The organism is Neorhizobium sp. LMR1-1-1.1 (assembly GCF_040675795.1).
Lineage (GTDB): Bacteria > Pseudomonadota > Alphaproteobacteria > Rhizobiales > Rhizobiaceae > Neorhizobium > Neorhizobium cellulosilyticum.
In genome coordinates, this window is sequence record NZ_JBEGHE010000001.1 from 324,619 (window position 1) to 343,485 (window position 18,867).

General features: G+C 60.0%; 16 protein-coding genes. 12 read left to right on the forward strand and 4 right to left on the reverse strand.

What is annotated here, in order from left to right:
* Window positions 1–38: 38 nt before the first annotated feature.
* From MRBLMR1_RS01370 to MRBLMR1_RS01380, 3 genes are all read right to left on the reverse strand, one after another.
* Entirely contained in the window at window positions 39–1,145 is a 1,107-nt protein-coding gene (locus tag MRBLMR1_RS01370; RefSeq protein ID WP_148143137.1) for a YhaZ family DNA alkylation repair protein, read from the reverse strand.
* A gap of 127 nt (window positions 1,146–1,272) precedes the next feature.
* The gene (locus MRBLMR1_RS01375) at window positions 1,273–2,709 is read right to left on the reverse strand and encodes an NAD-dependent succinate-semialdehyde dehydrogenase (RefSeq protein ID WP_148143139.1); all 1,437 of its coding nucleotides are present in this window, start codon (window positions 2,707–2,709) and stop codon (window positions 1,273–1,275) included.
* A gap of 166 nt (window positions 2,710–2,875) precedes the next feature.
* The gene (locus MRBLMR1_RS01380) at window positions 2,876–3,472 is read right to left on the reverse strand and encodes a cupin domain-containing protein (protein ID WP_148143140.1); all 597 of its coding nucleotides are present in this window, start codon (window positions 3,470–3,472) and stop codon (window positions 2,876–2,878) included.
* Window positions 3,473–4,069: 597 nt separating this feature from the next.
* On the opposite strand from MRBLMR1_RS01380, the gene MRBLMR1_RS01385 reads away from it, so the two are divergent.
* Window positions 4,070–4,984 carry a GNAT family N-acetyltransferase gene (locus MRBLMR1_RS01385; RefSeq protein ID WP_500063492.1) on the forward strand — a complete coding sequence of 305 codons (915 nt, stop codon included), beginning with the start codon at window positions 4,070–4,072 and terminating at the stop codon, window positions 4,982–4,984.
* Window positions 4,985–5,043: 59 nt separating this feature from the next.
* Here the strand turns inward: MRBLMR1_RS01385 and MRBLMR1_RS01390 are convergent, their stop codons facing one another.
* Window positions 5,044–6,219, reverse strand: coding sequence for an acyl-CoA dehydrogenase (locus MRBLMR1_RS01390; RefSeq protein ID WP_148143144.1), 1,176 nt, complete (start codon window positions 6,217–6,219; stop codon window positions 5,044–5,046).
* Between the two features lie 131 nt (window positions 6,220–6,350).
* Here MRBLMR1_RS01390 and MRBLMR1_RS01395 point away from each other — a divergent pair, with 131 nt between their 5' ends.
* The 11 genes from MRBLMR1_RS01395 (at window position 6,351) to MRBLMR1_RS01445 (ending at window position 18,864) form a co-directional block, all read left to right on the forward strand.
* The gene (locus tag MRBLMR1_RS01395) at window positions 6,351–7,268 is read left to right on the forward strand and encodes a LysR family transcriptional regulator (RefSeq protein WP_148143146.1); all 918 of its coding nucleotides are present in this window, start codon (window positions 6,351–6,353) and stop codon (window positions 7,266–7,268) included.
* Window positions 7,269–7,376: 108 nt separating this feature from the next.
* The gene (locus tag MRBLMR1_RS01400; protein WP_246712515.1) at window positions 7,377–8,438 is read left to right on the forward strand and encodes a LacI family DNA-binding transcriptional regulator; all 1,062 of its coding nucleotides are present in this window, start codon (window positions 7,377–7,379) and stop codon (window positions 8,436–8,438) included.
* An 84-nt stretch (window positions 8,439–8,522) separates the two neighbouring features.
* Window positions 8,523–9,446, forward strand: coding sequence for a nucleoside hydrolase (locus tag MRBLMR1_RS01405; protein ID WP_148143149.1), 924 nt, complete (start codon window positions 8,523–8,525; stop codon window positions 9,444–9,446).
* On the forward strand, window positions 9,443–11,230 hold the full coding sequence (locus MRBLMR1_RS01410) for an adenine deaminase (RefSeq protein ID WP_500063495.1): 1,788 nt from the start codon (window positions 9,443–9,445) through the stop codon (window positions 11,228–11,230). The genes MRBLMR1_RS01405 and MRBLMR1_RS01410 overlap by 4 nt, the downstream gene beginning before the upstream one ends.
* 19 nt (window positions 11,231–11,249) lie before the next feature.
* Entirely contained in the window at window positions 11,250–11,927 is a 678-nt protein-coding gene (locus MRBLMR1_RS01415) for a phosphoribosyltransferase (protein WP_148143151.1), read from the forward strand.
* A gap of 381 nt (window positions 11,928–12,308) precedes the next feature.
* On the forward strand, window positions 12,309–13,358 hold the full coding sequence (locus tag MRBLMR1_RS01420) for a dipeptidase (RefSeq protein WP_148143152.1): 1,050 nt from the start codon (window positions 12,309–12,311) through the stop codon (window positions 13,356–13,358).
* Window positions 13,359–13,407: 49 nt separating this feature from the next.
* Complete coding sequence (locus tag MRBLMR1_RS01425) at window positions 13,408–15,048, forward strand: ABC transporter substrate-binding protein (RefSeq protein WP_148143642.1); 1,641 nt, start codon at window positions 13,408–13,410, stop codon at window positions 15,046–15,048.
* Window positions 15,049–15,333: 285 nt separating this feature from the next.
* A complete protein-coding gene (locus MRBLMR1_RS01430) occupies window positions 15,334–16,338 on the forward strand; it encodes an ABC transporter permease (RefSeq protein ID WP_500064026.1) in 1,005 nt (334 codons plus the stop codon).
* Window positions 16,335–17,267, forward strand: coding sequence for an ABC transporter permease (locus tag MRBLMR1_RS01435; protein ID WP_500063498.1), 933 nt, complete (start codon window positions 16,335–16,337; stop codon window positions 17,265–17,267). The genes MRBLMR1_RS01430 and MRBLMR1_RS01435 overlap by 4 nt, the downstream gene beginning before the upstream one ends.
* On the forward strand, window positions 17,264–18,115 hold the full coding sequence (locus tag MRBLMR1_RS01440) for an ABC transporter ATP-binding protein (protein WP_148143158.1): 852 nt from the start codon (window positions 17,264–17,266) through the stop codon (window positions 18,113–18,115). The genes MRBLMR1_RS01435 and MRBLMR1_RS01440 overlap by 4 nt, the downstream gene beginning before the upstream one ends.
* The gene (locus tag MRBLMR1_RS01445) at window positions 18,112–18,864 is read left to right on the forward strand and encodes an ABC transporter ATP-binding protein (RefSeq protein ID WP_500063500.1); all 753 of its coding nucleotides are present in this window, start codon (window positions 18,112–18,114) and stop codon (window positions 18,862–18,864) included. The genes MRBLMR1_RS01440 and MRBLMR1_RS01445 overlap by 4 nt, the downstream gene beginning before the upstream one ends.
* Window positions 18,865–18,867 lie beyond the last annotated feature (3 nt).

Below are 18,867 nucleotides of genomic sequence, written 5' to 3' on the forward strand. Positions count from 1 at the left end.
GATCAGAGCATCGCCCCGGCGGTGCTCTTTCTTTTTGTTCAGGCGTCGAGCTCAAACGCGGTCTCGCCCAGCACCTCGCCATTCACGACAAGTTCCACCACATGCCGCCCTTGATAATGAACGCGGGTGGTGAAGTTGCGAATGGGGCGGGTGATGGTGAGATCAGCGCCCGCATGGGGTGCGAGTGTCAGTTCCTTCCACTTGAACACTTTTTTCGATGTGCCGCCGGTCTTCTTGACGTAATGGACGGCGTAGTCGATCACCAGTTTCTGTGGGGCGGAGCTGTTCGAGGTAAGTTTTGCCGTGATCTGGACTGCGCCGCCGAGGCTGAGTGATGACGGGGTGACGGTGAACGTATCTACCTTCACCTCGGCCTTGTGGCCTGCGCCGAAGAGATGAAGGGCGCGAGTGTCGCCCTTCTTGATCAGCGTGCGAAGCGCCTGTTTCATGATCCACGCCGTGCGGGCATCCGTCCTGTCCCAACGGGCGAGCTTTTCGAGAACCCAGTCGGGGTGATCCTTGGTGATGTCGTTCAGGTGGTTGGCGACGGATTTTCGAACATAGAGACTGGGGTCGCTTTTCAGGTTTTCGAGGATGCGTGCGACCGGCGAGGGGTCGGCGATCAGCTGTTTCAGCTGGAAGGACCAGGGCAGGCGCGGGCGGCAGCCTTCCGAGGAGAGGCGGCGGACATGCTCGTTTTCGTCCATCGACCAGTTCTGCATCATCGCGAGCGTGCGCGGCATGTCTTTCAAGAGGAAATGCCGGATGGCGAATTCGGATGAGCCGAAGCGGGTGAAAAAAGCGATGGCTCTCATCGACAGGTCAAAGTGGTCCTGACCGTAAAGCGCCACATATTCCGGCAGGGTGATCGAGGCGAAGCCGTGGTTGATGCGTGGCGCGAGGTCCCAGAGGATCTCTATGTTCTTTTCGTAGGGGCCGGGTAATGTCGCATGGAAGGATACAGCGACCTGCCGCAGACGCTGCATGATACTCAGATCGTCCAATCCTTCGGATGCGAGTTGGAGAAAGCGCTCGCCATCGAAAGCCGGATGGATCGTGGAGATCTCGCGGGCGAAATGGCTCAGCCGGTCATGGTTGAAGATTTCCTTCAGGAGAGGGGCGGTTTCCATTTCCGGCTCGGCCATCATTGTATCCGTATGTTCACTATTTGTTTTCGTATTCCACTCCGTTGATGCAGGCAAGGCCCAAAAAGAAAACCGGCCGGAGCGGTGGCTCCGGCCGGTTCTTTAGATGCGATCGCAGATGGATCGATCAGTTCATCTGGGTGACGTATTTGGTTTCAAGATAGGCGGCGACGGCTTCCGAGCCGCCTTCGGTGCCGTAGCCGGAATCCTTAATGCCGCCGAACGGGACTTCTGGAAGCGCCAGACCGTTGTGGTTGATCGTCAGCATGCCTGCTTCGACTTCGCGGCCGAGTGCATGGGCGGTCTTGACCGAGCCGGTGAAGGCGTAGGATGCAAGGCCGAAGGGCAGGCGGTTGGCCTCGTTGATCGCGTCTTCATAGGAGGAGAAGCGGTTGATGATGGCGATCGGGCCAAAAGGCTCATCGTTCATGATCTTGGCCGAGGTCGGGACGTTGGCAAGAACCGTCGGTTCGAAGAAATTGCCCTTGTTGCCGATGCGCTTGCCGCCGGTCTTCAGTTCGCCGCCGTTCGAGACTGCGTCCTGGATCAGTGCTTCCATGGCCGGGATGCGGCGCTCATTGGCAAGCGGGCCCATGACGGTATCTGCTTCCAGGCCATTGCCGACCTTGATGGCTTCGGCAGCCTTGACGAAACCGTCAAGGAACTTGTCGGCGATACCATCCTGAACCAGGAAGCGGGTCGGGGAGACGCAGACCTGACCGGCATTGCGGAACTTCGACATGGCGCTGATTTCGATCGCCTTGTCGAGGTCGGCGTCGTTGAAGACCATGACCGGTGCGTGGCCGCCGAGTTCCATCGTGGCGCGCTTCATGTGCTTGCCGGCAAGTGCTGCGAGATGCTTGCCGACCGGGGTGGAGCCGGTAAACGAGATCTTGCGGATGACCGGATGCGGGATCAGGTATTCGGATACTTCAGCCGGGATGCCGTAGACCAGGCCGATGACGCCAGCCGGGATGCCGGCATCGGCAAAGGCGCGGATCAGTTCGGCAGGCGAAGCCGGAGTCTCCTCCGGGGCCTTGACGATGATCGAGCAGCCGGTTGCGACGGCAGCGGAAAGCTTGCGGACGATCTGGTTGATCGGGAAGTTCCACGGGGTGAAGGCTGCGACCGGGCCGACCGGCTGCTTGATGGTCATCTGGGCGACGCCGGAGAAGCGGGCCGGGATGATCTGGCCGTAGGTGCGGCGTGCCTCTTCGGCGAACCAATCGATCGTGTCGGCGGCCCCCATGATTTCCATCTTGGACTGTGCCAGCGGCTTGCCCTGTTCGCGGGTCATCAGGAAGGCAATCGCATCAGCGCGCTCACGCAGGATATCGGCTGCCTTGCGCATGATCTTCGAGCGGTCGAAGGGAGCCGTGTCACGCCAGATCTTGAAACCCTTGTCAGCGGCTTGAAGCGCGAGATCAAGGTCCGCCTTGCGGGCATGGGCGATCTTGCCGATTACTTCGTCGGTGGCCGGATCGGTCACTTCGATCGTTTCGCCGCCGATGGCATCGCGCCATTCGCCGTTGATGAAAAGCTTTACGTCGGGATAGGTCTGCATGGGGGTCCACTTTCGTTTTGAAACGTCAGGTCGCGCGGCGGGGTGCCGCGGGCAGAAGGGGCGGATGGGTTCCGGTGCCTGAGTTAAGACAATCACTGCCGACAATCAACCGGCGGTGCGGTCAAAAAAGTCATACTAATTGGATTAACGATTGGCGGTCTGCCGATTAGAGATAGGGCGGCGTAACGGCGCTGACGACTTCGCAGCGTTCCGTGCCGATATTTCGGTAACGATGCGGCAGGCGGCTGTTGAACAAATAGGCATCACCGCGTTTCAGGATGCGGGTCTGGCTGCCGACAGTCACTTCCAGTTCTCCGGCGACGACAACCCCGCCTTCCTCCGCCTCGTGGGCCAGCATGGTTTCGCCGGTATCGGCGCCTGGCTCGTAGAATTCGTGAAAGATCTGGACGCTATGGGATTTCGCATCGCCGACCTGAAGCAGCGTCAGCGGGCCTTTCGACAAGGGTGTCAGTTCGTCGGCGCGAAAGAAAATCTGGTCGACGGGCGGCAGGGCAAGCGCAAAGAAATCCGTCAGCGGATAGTTGATCGCCTCAAGAATCTTCTTCAACGACGCGACGGAAGGGCTGACCTTGTTCTTTTCGATCAGCGATACGAGCGAATGGGTAACGCCGGCCTTTACCGCCAATGCCCGCTGCGACAGACCGTAGCTCTGCCGCACGAGGCGCAGGCGATCGCCGACATCGAATTGGTTCTCGGTATCGTTCTGAGCGACGGCTTTTCCCGCGTCATCCGTTGCGTGCATGCTTTGCGAGGTCTTTCCTGTGCGTGTTTATCGCTTTCTTCGAGCTGCATCTCGTTGATACACCCGGCGCATCGCCTTGGCCAATGACGAATAGCGGCGCGAACTGAGAGTTTCCATGCCTTGAGACCGGTTGTCGTCTTCTTCTCCAATTATTTGAGGAAATCTCGCTCTCAGCTCGTAAGTTGTCCTTTATTCCAGTTTTATGAATGTAAATCACGAAAGTGTATTTGTGATGTGTCTAAATATGCTTTGTTTATTTGGTGTTTGTTTGTTATCGATTAAATCAAGATGGGTTTTTATTTAGGCCCACGGTGAATCCGAAGGGGAGGTCGGATGTTGCGCTCTGTTTTAGTCGACGGCGTGGAGGCTTTCGTTCAACTTGAAGATGAGTGGAACGCCCTCGCGCGATCAGTCGTGACGTGCCACTACACGCAGACCTTTGAGTGGGCAAAACTCGGGTGGGAGACGAGGGACGCTTCTGCAGGTGACCGGTTGATATGCGCGACTATCTGGTCTGATAGTCGGCTGGTTGCGGTCTGGCCGTTCCAGCGAAACAGGCTAGGCCCTGCGACCCGTCTCGAGCCGCTGGGGTGCGGCATGCATGAGGAATATGGTGATCCGCTGATAGCGCCCGATATGAATGCGGCCGAAATCTGCAGGGAGTTGATGGCGCTCCTGCGTCCGATGGCTGATATCATCGAGGTGCCGTTTGTTGAACAGGATGGCGCCGTGCGGCAGGTGCTGGAAAGAACGGGCGCTTTTCAAATTCCCAATCCGTTGGATAGTTACATGATCGAACGGCGTGGCGTGGAAAACCTCGATGATCTGCTCCCGTCCTATTCTTCCAAATTCCGCACCAACCTGAAGCAGGGGCGCAAGAGACTTCAAAAACTTGGTGAGCTGCGGTTCGAACTTCCGGAAGATTATGCCAGTTCCGTCGAGACGATCGATTGGGTGATCGAGGAGAAGCGACGCTGGCTCCGTCGCATGGACAAGTCATGCCCATGGCTTGGAAAGGGCGAGGCGCGTGCGTTTTTTCTGGCGGCTTCGATGAAGCGCGGCGAGCTGGGGCGCGTGGGGCTCTTTCGCCTTACGCTGGACGGCAAGCCGATAGCAGCGTTCCTGACCATGATTGACCGCATGCGCGTCGAGCTTTTGACCACCAGTTTTGACCCCGATTATTCGCGTTATTCACCAGGCATGCTGATCATCGAGGATACGGTGCGCTGGTGTTTCGAGCATGGCCTGGATTTCGACATGCGGATACTGCGCATGGACTACAAGGAACGGTGGTCGAACGCGCAGACAGTCCGGATTCAATATCGCGTGCCTCTGACAGCGAAGGGTGCAGCGGTTCTGCTGCCTGCCTATCTCGTCTATTCCTTCTACTGGACGGTTCACGCAATTTCTAATGCGGAGCAGAGGGCGGCAATCCGGCGGATGATGAAATGGCGGCCCGTGCTGAATGGCCGGAACCGGCCGCCAACGGGCCAGATCGAGCCGAGCGCATAAAGCCCGGCTCGCATGGCGGCCGGGCTTCAGTGTGACATTACCTGCGTCGTTGGTGTCGATCAGAAAAACGCCTGAATGCCCGTTTGAGCGCGGCCCAGGATGAGGGCGTGGACGTCGTGGGTGCCTTCATAAGTGTTGACCGTTTCCAGATTCTGCGAATGGCGCATGACGTGATATTCGACCTGGATGCCGTTGCCGCCATGCATGTCGCGGGCTTGGCGGGCGATATCCAGCGCCTTGCCGCAGTTGTTGCGCTTGACGATGGAGATCATTTCCGGCGCCATGCGGTGCTGGTCCATCAGCTGGCCGACGCGTAAGCTGGCCTGAAGGCCAAGCGTGATTTCGGTCTGCATGTCGGCAAGCTTCTTCTGGTAGAGCTGCATGCCGGCGAGCGGCTTGCCGAACTGCTTGCGATCCAGCCCGTATTGGCGGGCGCGGAACCAGCAATCTTCGGCTGCGCCCATGACGCCCCAGGAGATGCCGTAGCGGGCGCGGTTGAGGCAGCCGAACGGACCTTTGAGGCCTGATACGTTTGGAAGAAGCGCGTCTTCGCCGACTTCGACGCTATCCATGACGATTTCGCCGGTGATCGAGGCGCGCAGCGACAGTTTTCCGCCGATCTTGGGGGCAGAGAGGCCCTTCATGCCCTTTTCCAGAACGAAGCCGCGGATCTCGTTGTTGTGAGCTTCCGATTTTGCCCAGACGACGAAGACATCGGCGATCGGTGCGTTGGAAATCCACATTTTCGAGCCGCGCAGGCGATAGCCGCCCTCGATCTTTTCGGCGCGGGTCTTCATGCCGCCGGGGTCGGAGCCGGCATCCGGCTCGGTCAGGCCGAAACAGCCGATCAGTTCGCCCGAGACGAGGCCGGGCAGATATTTCTTTTTCTGCTCGTCGGAGCCGTAGGCGAAGATCGGGTAGATGACCAGCGAGGACTGGACGCTCATCATTGAGCGGTAGCCAGAATCGATCCGTTCGATCTCGCGGGCGACGAGGCCATAGGCGACGTAGGAGGCATTGGCTGCGCCATATTCTTCCGGAAGCGTGACGCCGAGGAGGCCGGTCTGGCCCATCAGCTTGAACAGGCCGACATCGGTCTTTTCCTCAAGATAGGCTTCCTCGACCCGCGGCAGGAGTTCGGACTTGGCAAATGCGGCCGCCGCGTCGCGGATCATGCGCTCTTCTTCGGTCAGCTGATCTTCGATGAGGAAGGGGTCGTTCCAGATAAAGGCCAAGGGGGTCTCCGATGTTTTTGGACGGGACGGGTGTCTCAATCGCCAAGCAATTTCCCGTGCAGATTATCGTCCTGTGGTCGTTTGTCGCAAGGCCCGTTTACTCAATCGGCCATGAGGGTTAGTAATAGGCCATGAAAGAGCTGTCGCGAAAACTCCTGCCTTCCACCTCGGCGCTTGCCGCCTTCGATTCCGTTGCTCGGCTGGGCAGCTTCTCGCTGGCGGCAGACGAGCTGTCGCTGACGCAAGGGGCGATAAGTCGGCAGGTTTCCGGGCTGGAAGAGCAGTTGGGCGTGCTGCTTTTCGACCGAACCAGCCGTGGCGTCGTGTTGACATCGGCGGGTGCGGAATTTGCGAAAGCGATTGCAGGCGCCCTCTCGCAGATCCGCTCGGCATCGCTCCATGCCATGACCAAACGACATAGCGACCAGCTCAACCTGGCGATCCTGCCGACATTCGGTACGCGCTGGCTGATGCCACGAATTCCGGGCTTCGTTGCCCGTCATCCAGAGATTACGCTCAACTTCGCAACCCGTATCGGCGTGTTCGATTTCGACCGGGACGGTATCGATATGGCGATCCATGTCGGTCAACCCGAATGGCCGGGTGCCGAATGCACCTTCCTGATGGATGAGATGGTGGCGCCGGTCTGCTCGGCTGCATTTCTCAGTTCTCATCCGGTTGTGCAGGCGCAAGATCTGTTGCGGCTGCCGCTTCTGCATATGGCGTCACGGCCGGGCGGGTGGAAGCATTGGTTCGAGAGCCTTCGGATTGCCGGCAGCATGAGCGAGGGCATGCGCTTCGAACAATTCGGCAGCGTGACGCAGGCTTGTATTGCCGGCCTGGGTGTCGGGCTGATGCCGCTTTTTCTGATCGATACGGAACTGGCGAGCGGGCAGCTGGTGGAAGCATTTCCGCATCAGGTGGTCAGTCCCAGCGCCTATTACGTGGTCGCGCCGCAGGCAAAGGCCGGTTTTCCGCCGGTTGTCGCGTTTCGGGCATGGCTGATGGAAGAAGTGGCGCGCTATCGACAGGAAATCGTGGCCTGGTAGCAACGGCTGTGCATTACTCTATATGAAAGGTTGTGTTTCGCTCGACATTTGGCATGTGTGCGGGTATAGTTGGTTAAACGATTAATCATCTTGGAACGCAGCAGGACGATGAGTGTCGGTCGGACGCCAGCGACGATGACGGAAATTGCCGCCGCCCTTGGTGTGTCCTCGGCAACCGTGTCCAATGCGCTTTCCGGCAAGGGGCGGGTCTCCGCCGAGCTTTCAGCGAAAATCCGGCAGGCGGCGGAAGAGCTTGGTTATGTGCCGAGCCATGCGGCGCGGGCGCTCAGAACAGGGCGGACAGGCGTTATCGGGCTGGTGCTGCCGGATATCTCCAATCCACTGTTTCCGCAGATCGCGCAGGCAATCGAGCAGGCGGCGGCTTCTGCCGGGTTCGGCGTGTTGATTGCCGACAGTCGCGGAGAGATTGCCCAGCAGACGGCGGCAATCGGCCGCCTGATCGAACGCGGTGTCGACGGGATGATCGTCGTTCCCCGTCGTGGATCGCGGATCGCGGATATAGGCACGCCCGTGGCGATCATCGATAGCCCCTCGACGCCGGGCAACACCGTGTCGTCCGACCATTGGGAGGGCGGCGTGCAGATGGGGCGTCATCTTGCGTCTCTCGGGCACCGGAAGGTGTTGCTGATCGCCCATAGCCGGGAATCGAATGTGCAGAATGACCGGATCGGCGGCCTGAAGGCCGGTCTCGGCAAGGATGTTTGCTGCGAGACCCTGTGGGTGGGAGATCTTGAGGCTTCGCAGGGAGTGGGTTGCGCGCTCGGTCTCTCTGCCCGGGTGGCCGATGGGTTTACCGGCTTCGCCGCCGTTTATGATCTTCTGGCGCTACGTGCGCTCACCGAATTGCAGCGTGACGGTATCGACGTTCCGCTTCAGGCCAGTGTCAGCGGTTTCGATGATCTTGTCTGGTCATCTGTCGTTATGCCGCCGATCACGACCTTGCGGCAGGACCTTGCGACGATTGCCGAATGTGCGGTCGAGGCTCTTGGTCACGCGATTGGAAACGGTGAGGCCGCAGCCGGCAGCATGATCGCCGCGAGGCCGGATTGTGATGGTGTGCCGATGAAGCTGGTGATCCGGCAATCGACGGGTCCGACGATGCATTCGGTTGTAGCTGCTGCCGCGCATGCTCGGAAGGATGGTAGGTGAAAACCCTTATCCTTTCTCCTCAATCTCTCGTGTATATGGACGCCCCAATGGATCGTCCGGTTGTATTTTTGGAGTGTGCTTGAAATGGGTGTTTGGATCGATACCGATATGGGATTCGATGATCTGGCCGCCATCATGGTTGTCGCCCATGGCGGGCTTGCCATCGACGGGATTTCGCTTGTCCTGGGTAATGCGCCGCTGGATCAGGTGCGCCGCAATGCGGCCGGCGCCGCCGCTGCCTTCGTCTGGCCGTTTCCCATTCACGCCGGACGGGCAAAGCCGGTGCTCGGCAAGCTGGAAACTGCGGTTTCCATATTGAGCGATGCTGGCATGCCGACTGCGGGCGAAGCCTTGCCGGCCGCGCCGGATGCGTTCGTCGAGGATGCATTCGAGGCGCTTTGTTCATGGTTGGAGCGCAGCGAAGGCGAGCGACGCATTCTGGCGCTTGGGCCTCTCACCAATATTGCCGCCGTGGCGCTGGCGCGACCGGACCTCGCCGTCAAGATCACCGACCTGACATGGATGGGCGGCGGACTGACGGCCGGCAATCACACGGCCTCCGCCGAGTTCAACGCCTTTGCCGATCCGGAAGCGGTGGCGATCGTTCTTGCGCACGGCATTCCGTTCCGGATGGTCGATCTCGATCTATGCCGCAAGGTGCTTTGCGCGCCGGAAGATGTCGAGCCGGTGCGCTCTGCCGGTGGCCGAAATGCGACGCTCTTGGCCGATCTGCTTGCTGGTTTCGTTTCGATCGCTACCAGCCGCGGGCGCAAGGCGATGTCGCTTTATGACGCTGTTGCGGCGGTGGCCTTCGTGCAGCCGGATCTTGCGACATGGCAGGATGCACGGATCGACATGGAACTGACGGGCAGCCATACGCGCGGTCGCACCGTGGTCGAGACACGAGCGGGCAGGGCCGAATTCAATGCTCAGTTCGCGGCGGATATCGATGCCGCAAAGGCCAAGCAATCCATTCTCGACGCATTAAAGGCGGAGGCAAGCTGGTGAAGGACATTATCGCAACCGTTGGCGAATTTACCGAACCGTGCTTTCGCGACAATGCCGTGAAGGTCGCACGCGGAGATGCGCCCTTCGACATTTTGATTTCCGGCGGCACACTGGTGGATGTGGTGACCGGCGAGCTGCGCCCGGCCGATATCGGCATTGTCGGGCCACTGATCGTCAGCGTCCACGAGCGCGGTGCGCGCTCGGATGCGGCTCAGGTGATCGATGCGACTGGCGCGTTCGTCTCTCCCGGCCTGATCGATACGCATATGCATATCGAAAGCTCTATGGTGACGCCGGCGACCTATGCGGAGACTGTGGTGCCGCGCGGCGTGACGACGGTGGTGTGGGATCCGCATGAGTTCGGTAATGTCTGCGGTGTCGATGGCGTGGCATGGTCAGTGGAAGCTGTCCGCTCCTTGCCGCTAAGGGCCGTCGTCATGGCACCGTCCTGCGTTCCTTCCGCCCCCGGCTACGAGGTTGCCGGCGCGGATTTCGATGCCGATGTGATCGATGAAATGCTGCTGTGGCCGAAGATTGCCGGTCTTGCGGAAGTGATGAACATGCGCGGCGTGATTGATCGCGAACCACGCATCAGCAATATCGTGCAGAATGCACTCGTTTCGGAAAAGCTTGTCAGCGGCCATGCCCGGGGACTGGCCGGCGGTGATCTTGCAGCTTTCATGACGGCTGGCGTCACGTCCGATCACGAGCTGACTTCCGCCGAAGACCTGATGCAGAAGCTGCGTGCCGGTCTGACGATCGAGATGCGTGGCTCGCATGACCACCTTCTGCCGGAATTCGTCGAAGCGCTGAATAAGCTTGGGCATCTGCCGCAGACGCTGACGATCTGCACCGACGACGTGTTCCCCGACGATCTTGTCGATGGCGGCGGTCTCGATGACGTGGTGCGCCGATTGGTGCGCTACGGTATGAAGCCGGAATGGGCGCTGCAGGCGGCGACGCTGAACGGATCGGTCAGGATCGGCCGCGCAGATCTCGGGTTGATCGCGGCCGGTCGCCGGGCAGATATCGTTCTCTTCGAAGATCTCAAGGATTTTCGCACACGTGCGGTCGTGGCGAGCGGCCACATCGTCTCGCGCGATGGAAAGATGACGGGCGATGTGTGCCGGATGAACCCCAATCCGCTGCGCCGTTCGGTAAAGCTGCAGAATTTGCAGGAAGATGATTTCAAACTTCGCTCTGAAGGTACCAGGGTGAGGGTCGCGACCATTGATCGGCCGCGGTTCACACGCTGGGGGCAGGCGGATGCGGTTGTCGAAAACGGGTTCGTGGTACCCCCGCAGGAATCGGTGTTGATCGCCGTGACTCATCGCCATGGCCGTGTCGACAGCCGCACCCGGTTGGGTTTCCTCACCGGATGGGGTAAGTGGAAGGGCGCTTTCGCGACGACCGTGGCACATGACAGCCATAACCTCACCGTTTTCGGTTCTGATCCGCGCGACATGGCGGCTGCCGCCAATGCGGTGATCGCGTCGGGCGGCGGCATGGCGGTTGCAATCGGCGGCAAGGTGGTGAGCTTGCTTCCGCTGCCGCTGGCGGGCCTCGTGTCCGAAGAGCCGGTCGAGGTGGTGGCCGATCAGTTCCGGGCTATCCGTGCGGCAATGGACAAGGTCGTCGACTGGGAGCCGCCCTATCTGGTGTTCAAGGCCTGTTTCGGCGCGACGCTGGCCTGCAATGCAGGGCCACATCAGACCGACCGGGGCATTGCCGACGTGACCACCGGCACGCTAATGGAGAGCCCGATACTGGAAATTCTGGCATAATATAGGGTTAGGAAAAGCGATGCAGCCGCATGAATTCTGGCAGGAGCTGCACGCTCCCGGTTCTTTCGACGAGGCCGGGCCTTTTTCCGGTTTCTTTCCGGCGAGGCTCGACAGCGGCGACCAGATCAGGCTGCCGATCCGGCCGCTTTCAGACGGACAACATGCGCTGGCATCGCTGATCATCAATCAGGCGAGTTTCGATGTGCAGGATGCGCTCGCCGCCGATCTGGCGCCGAAGATCGCGGCACTTCGGCCCGAAGTGATTGTCGGCCTGCCGACACTGGGCCTGACGCTTGCCGCTGCGGTGGCGCGGATGCTGGGTTTTGCCCGTTACGTACCGCTCGGAACATCGAAGAAGTTCTGGTATGACGAGGAGCTTTCGGTGCCGCTTTCGTCGATCACCACACCCGAACAACAGAAACGGCTTTATGTCGACCCACGGATGATGCCGCTGATCGAAGGCAAGCGCGTGGCGCTGATCGATGACGTGATTTCCTCCGGCACCTCGATCATTTCGGGGCTGACGCTAATGACCTCTCTCGGGATCGAGCCGGTGGTGATCGGCGCTGCCATGCTGCAATCGGATCGCTGGGAAAAGAAGCTCGACGACTTTGGCCCGGATTGGAAGGGCCGCGTGGTTTCGTGTTTCCGTACGCCGATATTGAACAAGGCCGGCGAGGGGCTTTGGTCGGCTTGACGGCTGTTGCTCAGATTGTCTGATATGGAAAGTTCTTTCACGCGAAGGACTTCGCGTGGCTGGATTCCTGTGACAAGCACAGGAATGAGGGAATTTGTGGTACGCTTGGCAACCCTCTCTAGCGCTATGCTCCCTGTCTCGACTGGCAAAAGCGCTGTTTCCTTTGGCGTGGCACCGTTTCGATAGGAGGTTGGCGGAAACCTTCCCATCCTCATTCCTGAGCTTGTCACAGGAATCCAGCCGACGCGCGTCTGCGCGGCGAAAAGACTCTTGTTCGCACACGACGAGGCAGTTCCATTTTCGGCTTGCGGACATGAGATTGCTGGCTAGGATCGCCACATCCTACCTCAAGACCCAAGCGAAATTTTCAGGAAGACTTTGATGGAACTGGTGTTCGACGGCCATAACGATGTGTTGTTGCGGCTCTGGCGGAACATGAAGGCGGGAGCTGATCCCGTTGTGGAATTCTCCAAAGGTACCCCCGAAGGCCATATCGATGCGCCGCGGGCGCGAGCGGGTGGTCTCGCGGGTGGTCTTTGCGCGATCTACATTCCCTCCGGCGATCTGGTGCTCAAGGATCCCGAACCGGACGGGAGTTATGTGACGCCGCTTGCCGCACCGCTCGAATACGCACCTTCACTGGATATAGGGCTGGAAAAGGCGGCAATCGCGCTGCGGCTGGACCGGGCAGGGGCTTGGAAACTCTGCCGGTCCACCGCCGATGTCCGGCAGGCGATGAAGGACGGCGTATTTGCCGCCGTGCTGCACATGGAAGGCTGCGAACCGATCGACGCGGACCTCGCCAATCTCGACGTCTTCCATGCGGCCGGTCTTCGCTCGCTCGGGCCGGTCTGGAGCCGCCACAACATTTTTGGCCATGGCGTGCCGTTCGCCTTTCCGATGACGACGGATACCGGGCCGGGCCTGACCGATCTCGGCTTCGAACTGGTCAAGGCCTGCAACCGGCTCGGCATCCTGATCGACCTGTCGCATATTACCGAGAAGGGGTTCTGGGATGTGGCAAAAACTTCCGACCAGCCGCTGATCGCAAGCCATTCCAATGCACATGCTCTGACGCCAGTCGCGCGCAACCTGACCGACAGGCAGATGGACGCGATCAAGGAGAGCGGCGGGCTCGTGGGCCTGAACTATGCGGTCACCATGCTGCGCGACGACGGGCTGGACATTGCGGCCACGCCGATCTCCGAGATGATACGCCATGTGGACTACATGGTTGAGCGGATGGGGATCGACCATGTAGCGATCGGATCGGACTTCGACGGCTGCACCGTACCGGTCGAAATTCGTGATGCTGCGGGCAATCAAAATCTGGTTGCAGCTTTAAAAACAGCGGGATACGCTGGCGAGGATTTGGCCAAGCTGGCCCGCGAGAACTGGTTGAGGGTTCTCGGCAAAGCCTGGCACGAATAACGGCCCGAAGCGGGCCGGACATGAGCAAATGACAACAGGGGAACTGATCATGCTCCACTCTTTCCGCACTTCCGTCCGAATGCTTTCCACGAGCGCAGCGTTGTCGCTGCTGTTGGTCGCAGCACCGCAGGCATTCGCCGCGACGCCGGCCGATACGCTGGTCGAAGGCTTTGCGATCGACGACATTATCACCATTGATCCGGGCGAAGCCTTCGAGCTTTCCACTGCCGAAGTGACTGCCAATACCTATAGCAAGCTGGTCATGCTGGATCCGGCCGACACATCCAAGGTCATAGGTGATCTGGCGGCCAGCTGGACGGTTTCCGACGATGGCATGACCTATACGTTCAAGCTGAAGCCGGACCTGAAATTTGCTTCAGGCAACCCGCTGACCGCCGAAGACGTTGCCTTCTCGTTCGAACGCGCCGTCAAGCTCGACAAGTCGCCGGCCTTTCTGCTGACCCAGTTCGGGCTGAGCGGCGACAATGTTGCCGAGAAAGCCAAGGCGACCGCGCCCGACACGTTCACCTTCACGGTCGACAAGGCCTATGCGCCGAGCTTCGTCCTGAACGTTCTGACCGCCACCGTCGCTTCCGTTGTCGACAAGAAGGTGGTGATGGAACATGCCAAGGCGATGACGCCTTCGGCCGATTACAAATATGACAGTGATTTCGGCAATGAATGGATGAAGACCGGTTTTGCCGGTTCCGGCCCGTACAAGGTGCTGGCATGGCGCGCCAATGAGGCCGTCATCATGGAAGCCAACCCGAATTACTACGGCGAGAAGCCGAAGCTGAAGCGCGTCATCTATCGCCACATGAAGGAAAGCTCCGGCCAGCGTCTGGCGCTGGAAAACGGCGATATCGATATCGCCCGTAACCTCGAGCCGAACGATGTGGAGGCTGTTTCCAAGAAGGAAGGCCTGTCGATCACGTCTGCGCCGAAGGGCACGATCTACTATTTCAGCCTCAACCAGAAAAACGAGAAGCTGGCAAAGCCCGAAGTGGCGGAAGCGTTCAAGTATCTGGTCGACTATGACGCGATCGGCGCGACGCTGATCAAGGGCATCGGCGAAATCCACCAGACCTTCCTGCCGAAGGGCCAGCTCGGTGCGCTGAACGACAACCCTTACAAGCTGGATGTCGCCAAGGCCAAGGAACTGCTTGCCAAGGCGGGCCTGAAGGACGGCTTTACCGTGACCATGGATGTGCGCAACACGCAGCCGGTGACGGGCATTGCCGAAAGCGTGCAGCAGACGCTGGCGCAGGCCGGCATCAAGCTCGAAATCATTCCGGGCGACGGCAAGCAGACGCTGACGAAATTCCGCGCCCGCACCCATGACATCTATATCGGCCAGTGGGGTTCGGACTATTTCGACCCGAACTCGAATGCCGAAACCTTCGTCATCAACTACGACAATTCCGACGAGGGCAAGAACAAGACGCTGGCATGGCGTAATGCCTGGGATGTGCCTAAGGACATCGAAGAGGCGGCCCAGGGTGCGCTTCTGGAAAAGGATGCAGCCAAGCGTGCGGCAGTCTACGAGGACCTTCAGAAGAAGGCGCTGGCGCAGAGCCCGTTCGTGATCATCTTCCAGCAGACGGAAGTGGCCGGTTACTCTTCCAAGCTGAAGGACTTCAAGCTCGGCCCGAGCTTCGATACGAACTTCGTCTATCCGGTTTCGAAGTAGCAGGCTTGGCGGGTTGAAATTCGGACGGTGCGGCTTGCCTCCTTCTCCCCGCCTGCGGGGAGAAGGTCCGGAGCGCTAGCGAGGGGATGAAGGGTAGTCGCGGGCGCTGAGTTCGCGGCATTTGCCCCTCATCCGCCTGCCGGCACCTTCTCCCCGTTTCACGGGGAGAAGGCCGCGTGCCGCAACGCCCCAAATCCTTCGCGTTGCTCAAAGGAGAACTCCTTGACGCTTACCGATACGACGGCAGTGACGCGGCGCAACCGGCGCCGTGCTTCCTCCTTTGGCATGGCGGTGGTCCGTTTCGTGGTCACTGTCGTTACGACATTTCTCGGCCTTCTGGCTGTCACCTTCTTCATTGGCCGCGTGGTGCCGATCGATCCGGCGCTGGCAATCGTCGGCGACCGGGCACCGGCACATGTGGTCGAGCGCGTGCGGGAGGAGCTTGGCCTCAACCTGCCGCTCTACCAGCAGTTCTGGATCTATATAAAGCAGGCGCTGACGGGTGATTTCGGCACATCGGTACTGACCACCAATCCCGTGATGGCGGATATCGCGCGGGTGTTTCCGGCGACAATCGAGCTTGCAACGATCGGCACCATCATCGGAGCGCTGATCGGCGTGCCCCTCGGAGTGCTCGCCGCCGTCAAGCGGGGATCGATCGCCGACCAGATCGTGCGGGTGATCGGGTTGATCGGTTATTCGGTGCCGATCTTCTGGCTCGGTCTGCTGGCGCTGGTCCTGTTCTACGCCAAGCTCGGATGGGTGGCCTATCCGGGGCGGATCGACATCGTTTACGAATATACGTTCATGCCGCAGACGGGCTTTTTCCTGTTCGACGCGATCTGGCAAGGGCAATGGGATGTGGCCTGGGATCTGTTCCGCCATATCATCCTGCCCGGCGGGCTGCTCGGCTATTTCTCGCTCGCCTATATCAGCCGGATGACGCGGAGCTTCATGCTCAACGAGCTGCAGCAGGAGTATATCGTCGCGGCGCGTGCCAAGGGGCTGTCGGAGACGCGGATCATCTGGTTTCATGCGTTGCGCAATGCCGCGGTACCGCTGGTGACGGTGATTGCACTTTCCTATGCGGGTCTGCTGGAAGGTTCGGTTCTGACGGAGACGATCTTTTCCTGGCCGGGGCTTGGCCTCTACATCACCAACTCGCTGCAGAATGCCGACATGAATGCCGTGCTCGGCGGTACGATCGTCATCGGTGCGGTGTTCATTGCCATCAACATATTGTCCGACCTTCTCTACCGGACGCTTGATCCGAGGACGAGAAGCCGATGAGTGTTCTTCAAGCAAGTGAAAAGCCCTATAGCCGCGAATGGCTGTTATCCGAACAGCCTACATCGCGGCATCAGGCACAGCTTGGCCGCGCCTATGTGATCTGGCGGCGGTTTTCCGCCAACCGGCTGGCGCTGGCCGGTCTCGGTATCATTCTTCTCCTGATCCTCGTTGCGATCTTGGCCGATGTGCTGGCGCCGCATAACCCGGTGCAGGGCGACCTGCGCAATTCGCGGCTTCTGCCGCCGGGTTCGGCGGGTTACCTGCTCGGCACCGATGACCAGGGGCGCGATATTCTCTCGCGGCTGATCCATGGTTCACGGCTGACGTTGTTTGTGGTCGTGCTGGTGGCGATCATCGCAGCACCCGTCGGCCTGATCATCGGCACGGTGTCCGGTTATGCGGGTGGCTGGGTGGATGCGGTGCTGATGCGGATCACCGACATCTTTCTTGCCTTTCCGAAACTGGTTCTGGCGCTGGCGCTGGTCGCGGCTCTCGGGCCGGGGATCGAGAATGCGGTTCTTGCCATCGCCGTTACCTCATGGCCGCCCTATGCGCGTATTGCCCGCGCCGAGACGATGACGTTTCGCAATTCGGAATTTATTTCCGCCGTGAAGCTGATGGGGGCTTCGCCGTTCCGCATCGTCCTTCGCCACGTCATGCCGCTTTGCCTTTCCTCTCTGATCGTGCGTGTGACGCTCGATATGGCGGGAATCATCCTCACCGCCGCCGGCCTCGGCTTTCTCGGCCTCGGCGCGCAGCCGCCGTTGCCGGAATGGGGTGCGATGATCGCGTCGGGCCGCCGCTTCATTCTCGACCAGTGGTGGGTGGCGGCGATGCCGGGTGCGGCGATCCTGATCGTTTCGCTCGGTTTCAACCTGCTCGGCGACGGATTGCGCGATGCGCTCGATCCGAAGGAGGCAGGTCAATGAGTGGCGCTGTGGGGACGGACAAGCTTCTGACGGTCGAAGACTTGCGGGTCAGTTTTCCGACGCGCACCGGTGTGATCGAGGCCGTGCGTGGGGTGTCGTTTACGCTCGGGCGCGAACGGCTGGGCATTGTCGGCGAAAGCGGTTCCGGCAAGTCGCAGACGGGCCGGGCGATCATGGGACTGACGCCGAAACATGCCAAGATTACCGCGAAGACGCTGAACTTTGCCGGACGTGATCTTCTGAGCATTTCCGACCGCGAGCGGCGGGAGATCAGGGGGAAACGGATCGGCATGGTGCTGCAAGATCCGAAATATTCGCTGAACCCCGTCTCGACCATCGGAAGGCAGATCATCGAGACGCTGAAGACGCATGAAAAGATCTCGACTGCGGAGGCGAAGGCGCGCACGCTTGCGATGCTGGAAGCGGTGCAAATCCGTGATCCGGAGCGGGTGTTTTCGCTCTATCCGCACGAGGTTTCCGGTGGCATGGGGCAACGTGTGATGATCGCGATGATGCTGATTTGCGGGCCTGAACTGCTGATCGCCGACGAGCCGACCTCGGCGCTCGATGTGACGGTACAGCTCGAAGTGCTGGGCATTCTCGACAAGCTGGTGGCTGAGCGCGGCATGGGGCTGATCTTCGTGTCGCATGATCTGCGGCTCGTCTCGTCCTTCTGCGACCGGGTGCTGGTGATGTATGCGGGTCGCGTTGTGGAGGAATTGCCATCGGCGGATCTTTCCAAGGCGCAGCATCCCTATACGCAAGGCCTGCTCAACTGCCTGCCGACGATCGGTACCGACCGGCATCCGCTGCCGGTGCTCGACCGCAAGAAGGAGTGGGCGCTATGACGACGAATGTTCTTTCCGCCAAAGACATGGTCGTCACGTTCGACGAGTTTATCGCGCTCGACCATGTGTCGGTGGATGTGGCTCAGGGCGAGAGTTTCGGCATCGTTGGTGAAAGCGGGTCTGGAAAATCGACGCTGCTGCGTGCGGTGGCGGGGCTGAACACGTTCAGCGCCGGGACGCTTACGATCAACGGACAGTCCTATTCGGGCCGCAGCCGGTCGAAGGATTTTTATCGCACTGTGCAGATGGTATTTCAGGATCCCTACGGATCGCTGCATCCGCGCCAGACGGTGGACCGGCTGCTCCTGGAGCCGCTGGCGATCCACGGGTTCGACAATGTCGACCAGCGGATCATGCGGGCGCTGGACGAGGTGGGGTTGGGGTCGGGTTTCCGGTTTCGGTATTCGCACCAGCTTTCCGGCGGACAGCGGCAGCGCGTGGCAATCGCCCGGGCGCTGATCCTGGAGCCGAAGGTTCTGCTGCTTGATGAGCCGACCTCTGCGCTCGACGCTTCGATCCAGGCGGAAATCCTCAATCTGCTGGAACAGGCGCGAAAAGATCGCGGGCTGACCTTCGTGATGGTCAGCCACGATCTCGGTGTCATCAGCCATATGTGCGAAAGGCTGGCGGTGATGAAGTCGGGCAAGGTTGTTGAAACGGTTACTGCCGATGCGCTGGAAAGCCGTGCGTTCTCTGCTGACTATACACGGCAGCTCATGACCGCCAGCGAAGGATTTCGCCGCGTCTGACCC

Excerpts from the sequence above, each read along its gene's own strand:
- MRBLMR1_RS01375 (WP_148143139.1), bottom strand. The coding sequence starts at position 2,709 with ATGCAGACCTATCCCGACGTAAAGCTTTTCATCAACGGCGAATGGCGC.
- MRBLMR1_RS01425 (WP_148143642.1), top strand. The coding sequence starts at position 13,408 with ATGCTCCACTCTTTCCGCACTTCCGTCCGAATGCTTTCCACGAGCGCA.
- MRBLMR1_RS01385 (WP_500063492.1), top strand. The coding sequence starts at position 4,070 with ATGCATGAGGAATATGGTGATCCGCTGATAGCGCCCGATATGAATGCG.
- MRBLMR1_RS01395 (WP_148143146.1), top strand. The coding sequence starts at position 6,351 with ATGAAAGAGCTGTCGCGAAAACTCCTGCCTTCCACCTCGGCGCTTGCC.
- MRBLMR1_RS01445 (WP_500063500.1), top strand. The coding sequence starts at position 18,112 with ATGACGACGAATGTTCTTTCCGCCAAAGACATGGTCGTCACGTTCGAC.
- MRBLMR1_RS01435 (WP_500063498.1), top strand. The coding sequence starts at position 16,335 with ATGAGTGTTCTTCAAGCAAGTGAAAAGCCCTATAGCCGCGAATGGCTG.
- MRBLMR1_RS01440 (WP_148143158.1), top strand. The coding sequence starts at position 17,264 with ATGAGTGGCGCTGTGGGGACGGACAAGCTTCTGACGGTCGAAGACTTG.
- MRBLMR1_RS01415 (WP_148143151.1), top strand. The coding sequence starts at position 11,250 with ATGCAGCCGCATGAATTCTGGCAGGAGCTGCACGCTCCCGGTTCTTTC.
- MRBLMR1_RS01380 (WP_148143140.1), bottom strand. The coding sequence starts at position 3,472 with ATGCACGCAACGGATGACGCGGGAAAAGCCGTCGCTCAGAACGATACC.
- MRBLMR1_RS01370 (WP_148143137.1), bottom strand. The coding sequence starts at position 1,145 with ATGGCCGAGCCGGAAATGGAAACCGCCCCTCTCCTGAAGGAAATCTTC.
- MRBLMR1_RS01430 (WP_500064026.1), top strand. The coding sequence starts at position 15,334 with ATGGCGGTGGTCCGTTTCGTGGTCACTGTCGTTACGACATTTCTCGGC.
- MRBLMR1_RS01420 (WP_148143152.1), top strand. The coding sequence starts at position 12,309 with ATGGAACTGGTGTTCGACGGCCATAACGATGTGTTGTTGCGGCTCTGG.
- MRBLMR1_RS01400 (WP_246712515.1), top strand. The coding sequence starts at position 7,377 with ATGAGTGTCGGTCGGACGCCAGCGACGATGACGGAAATTGCCGCCGCC.
- MRBLMR1_RS01405 (WP_148143149.1), top strand. The coding sequence starts at position 8,523 with ATGGGTGTTTGGATCGATACCGATATGGGATTCGATGATCTGGCCGCC.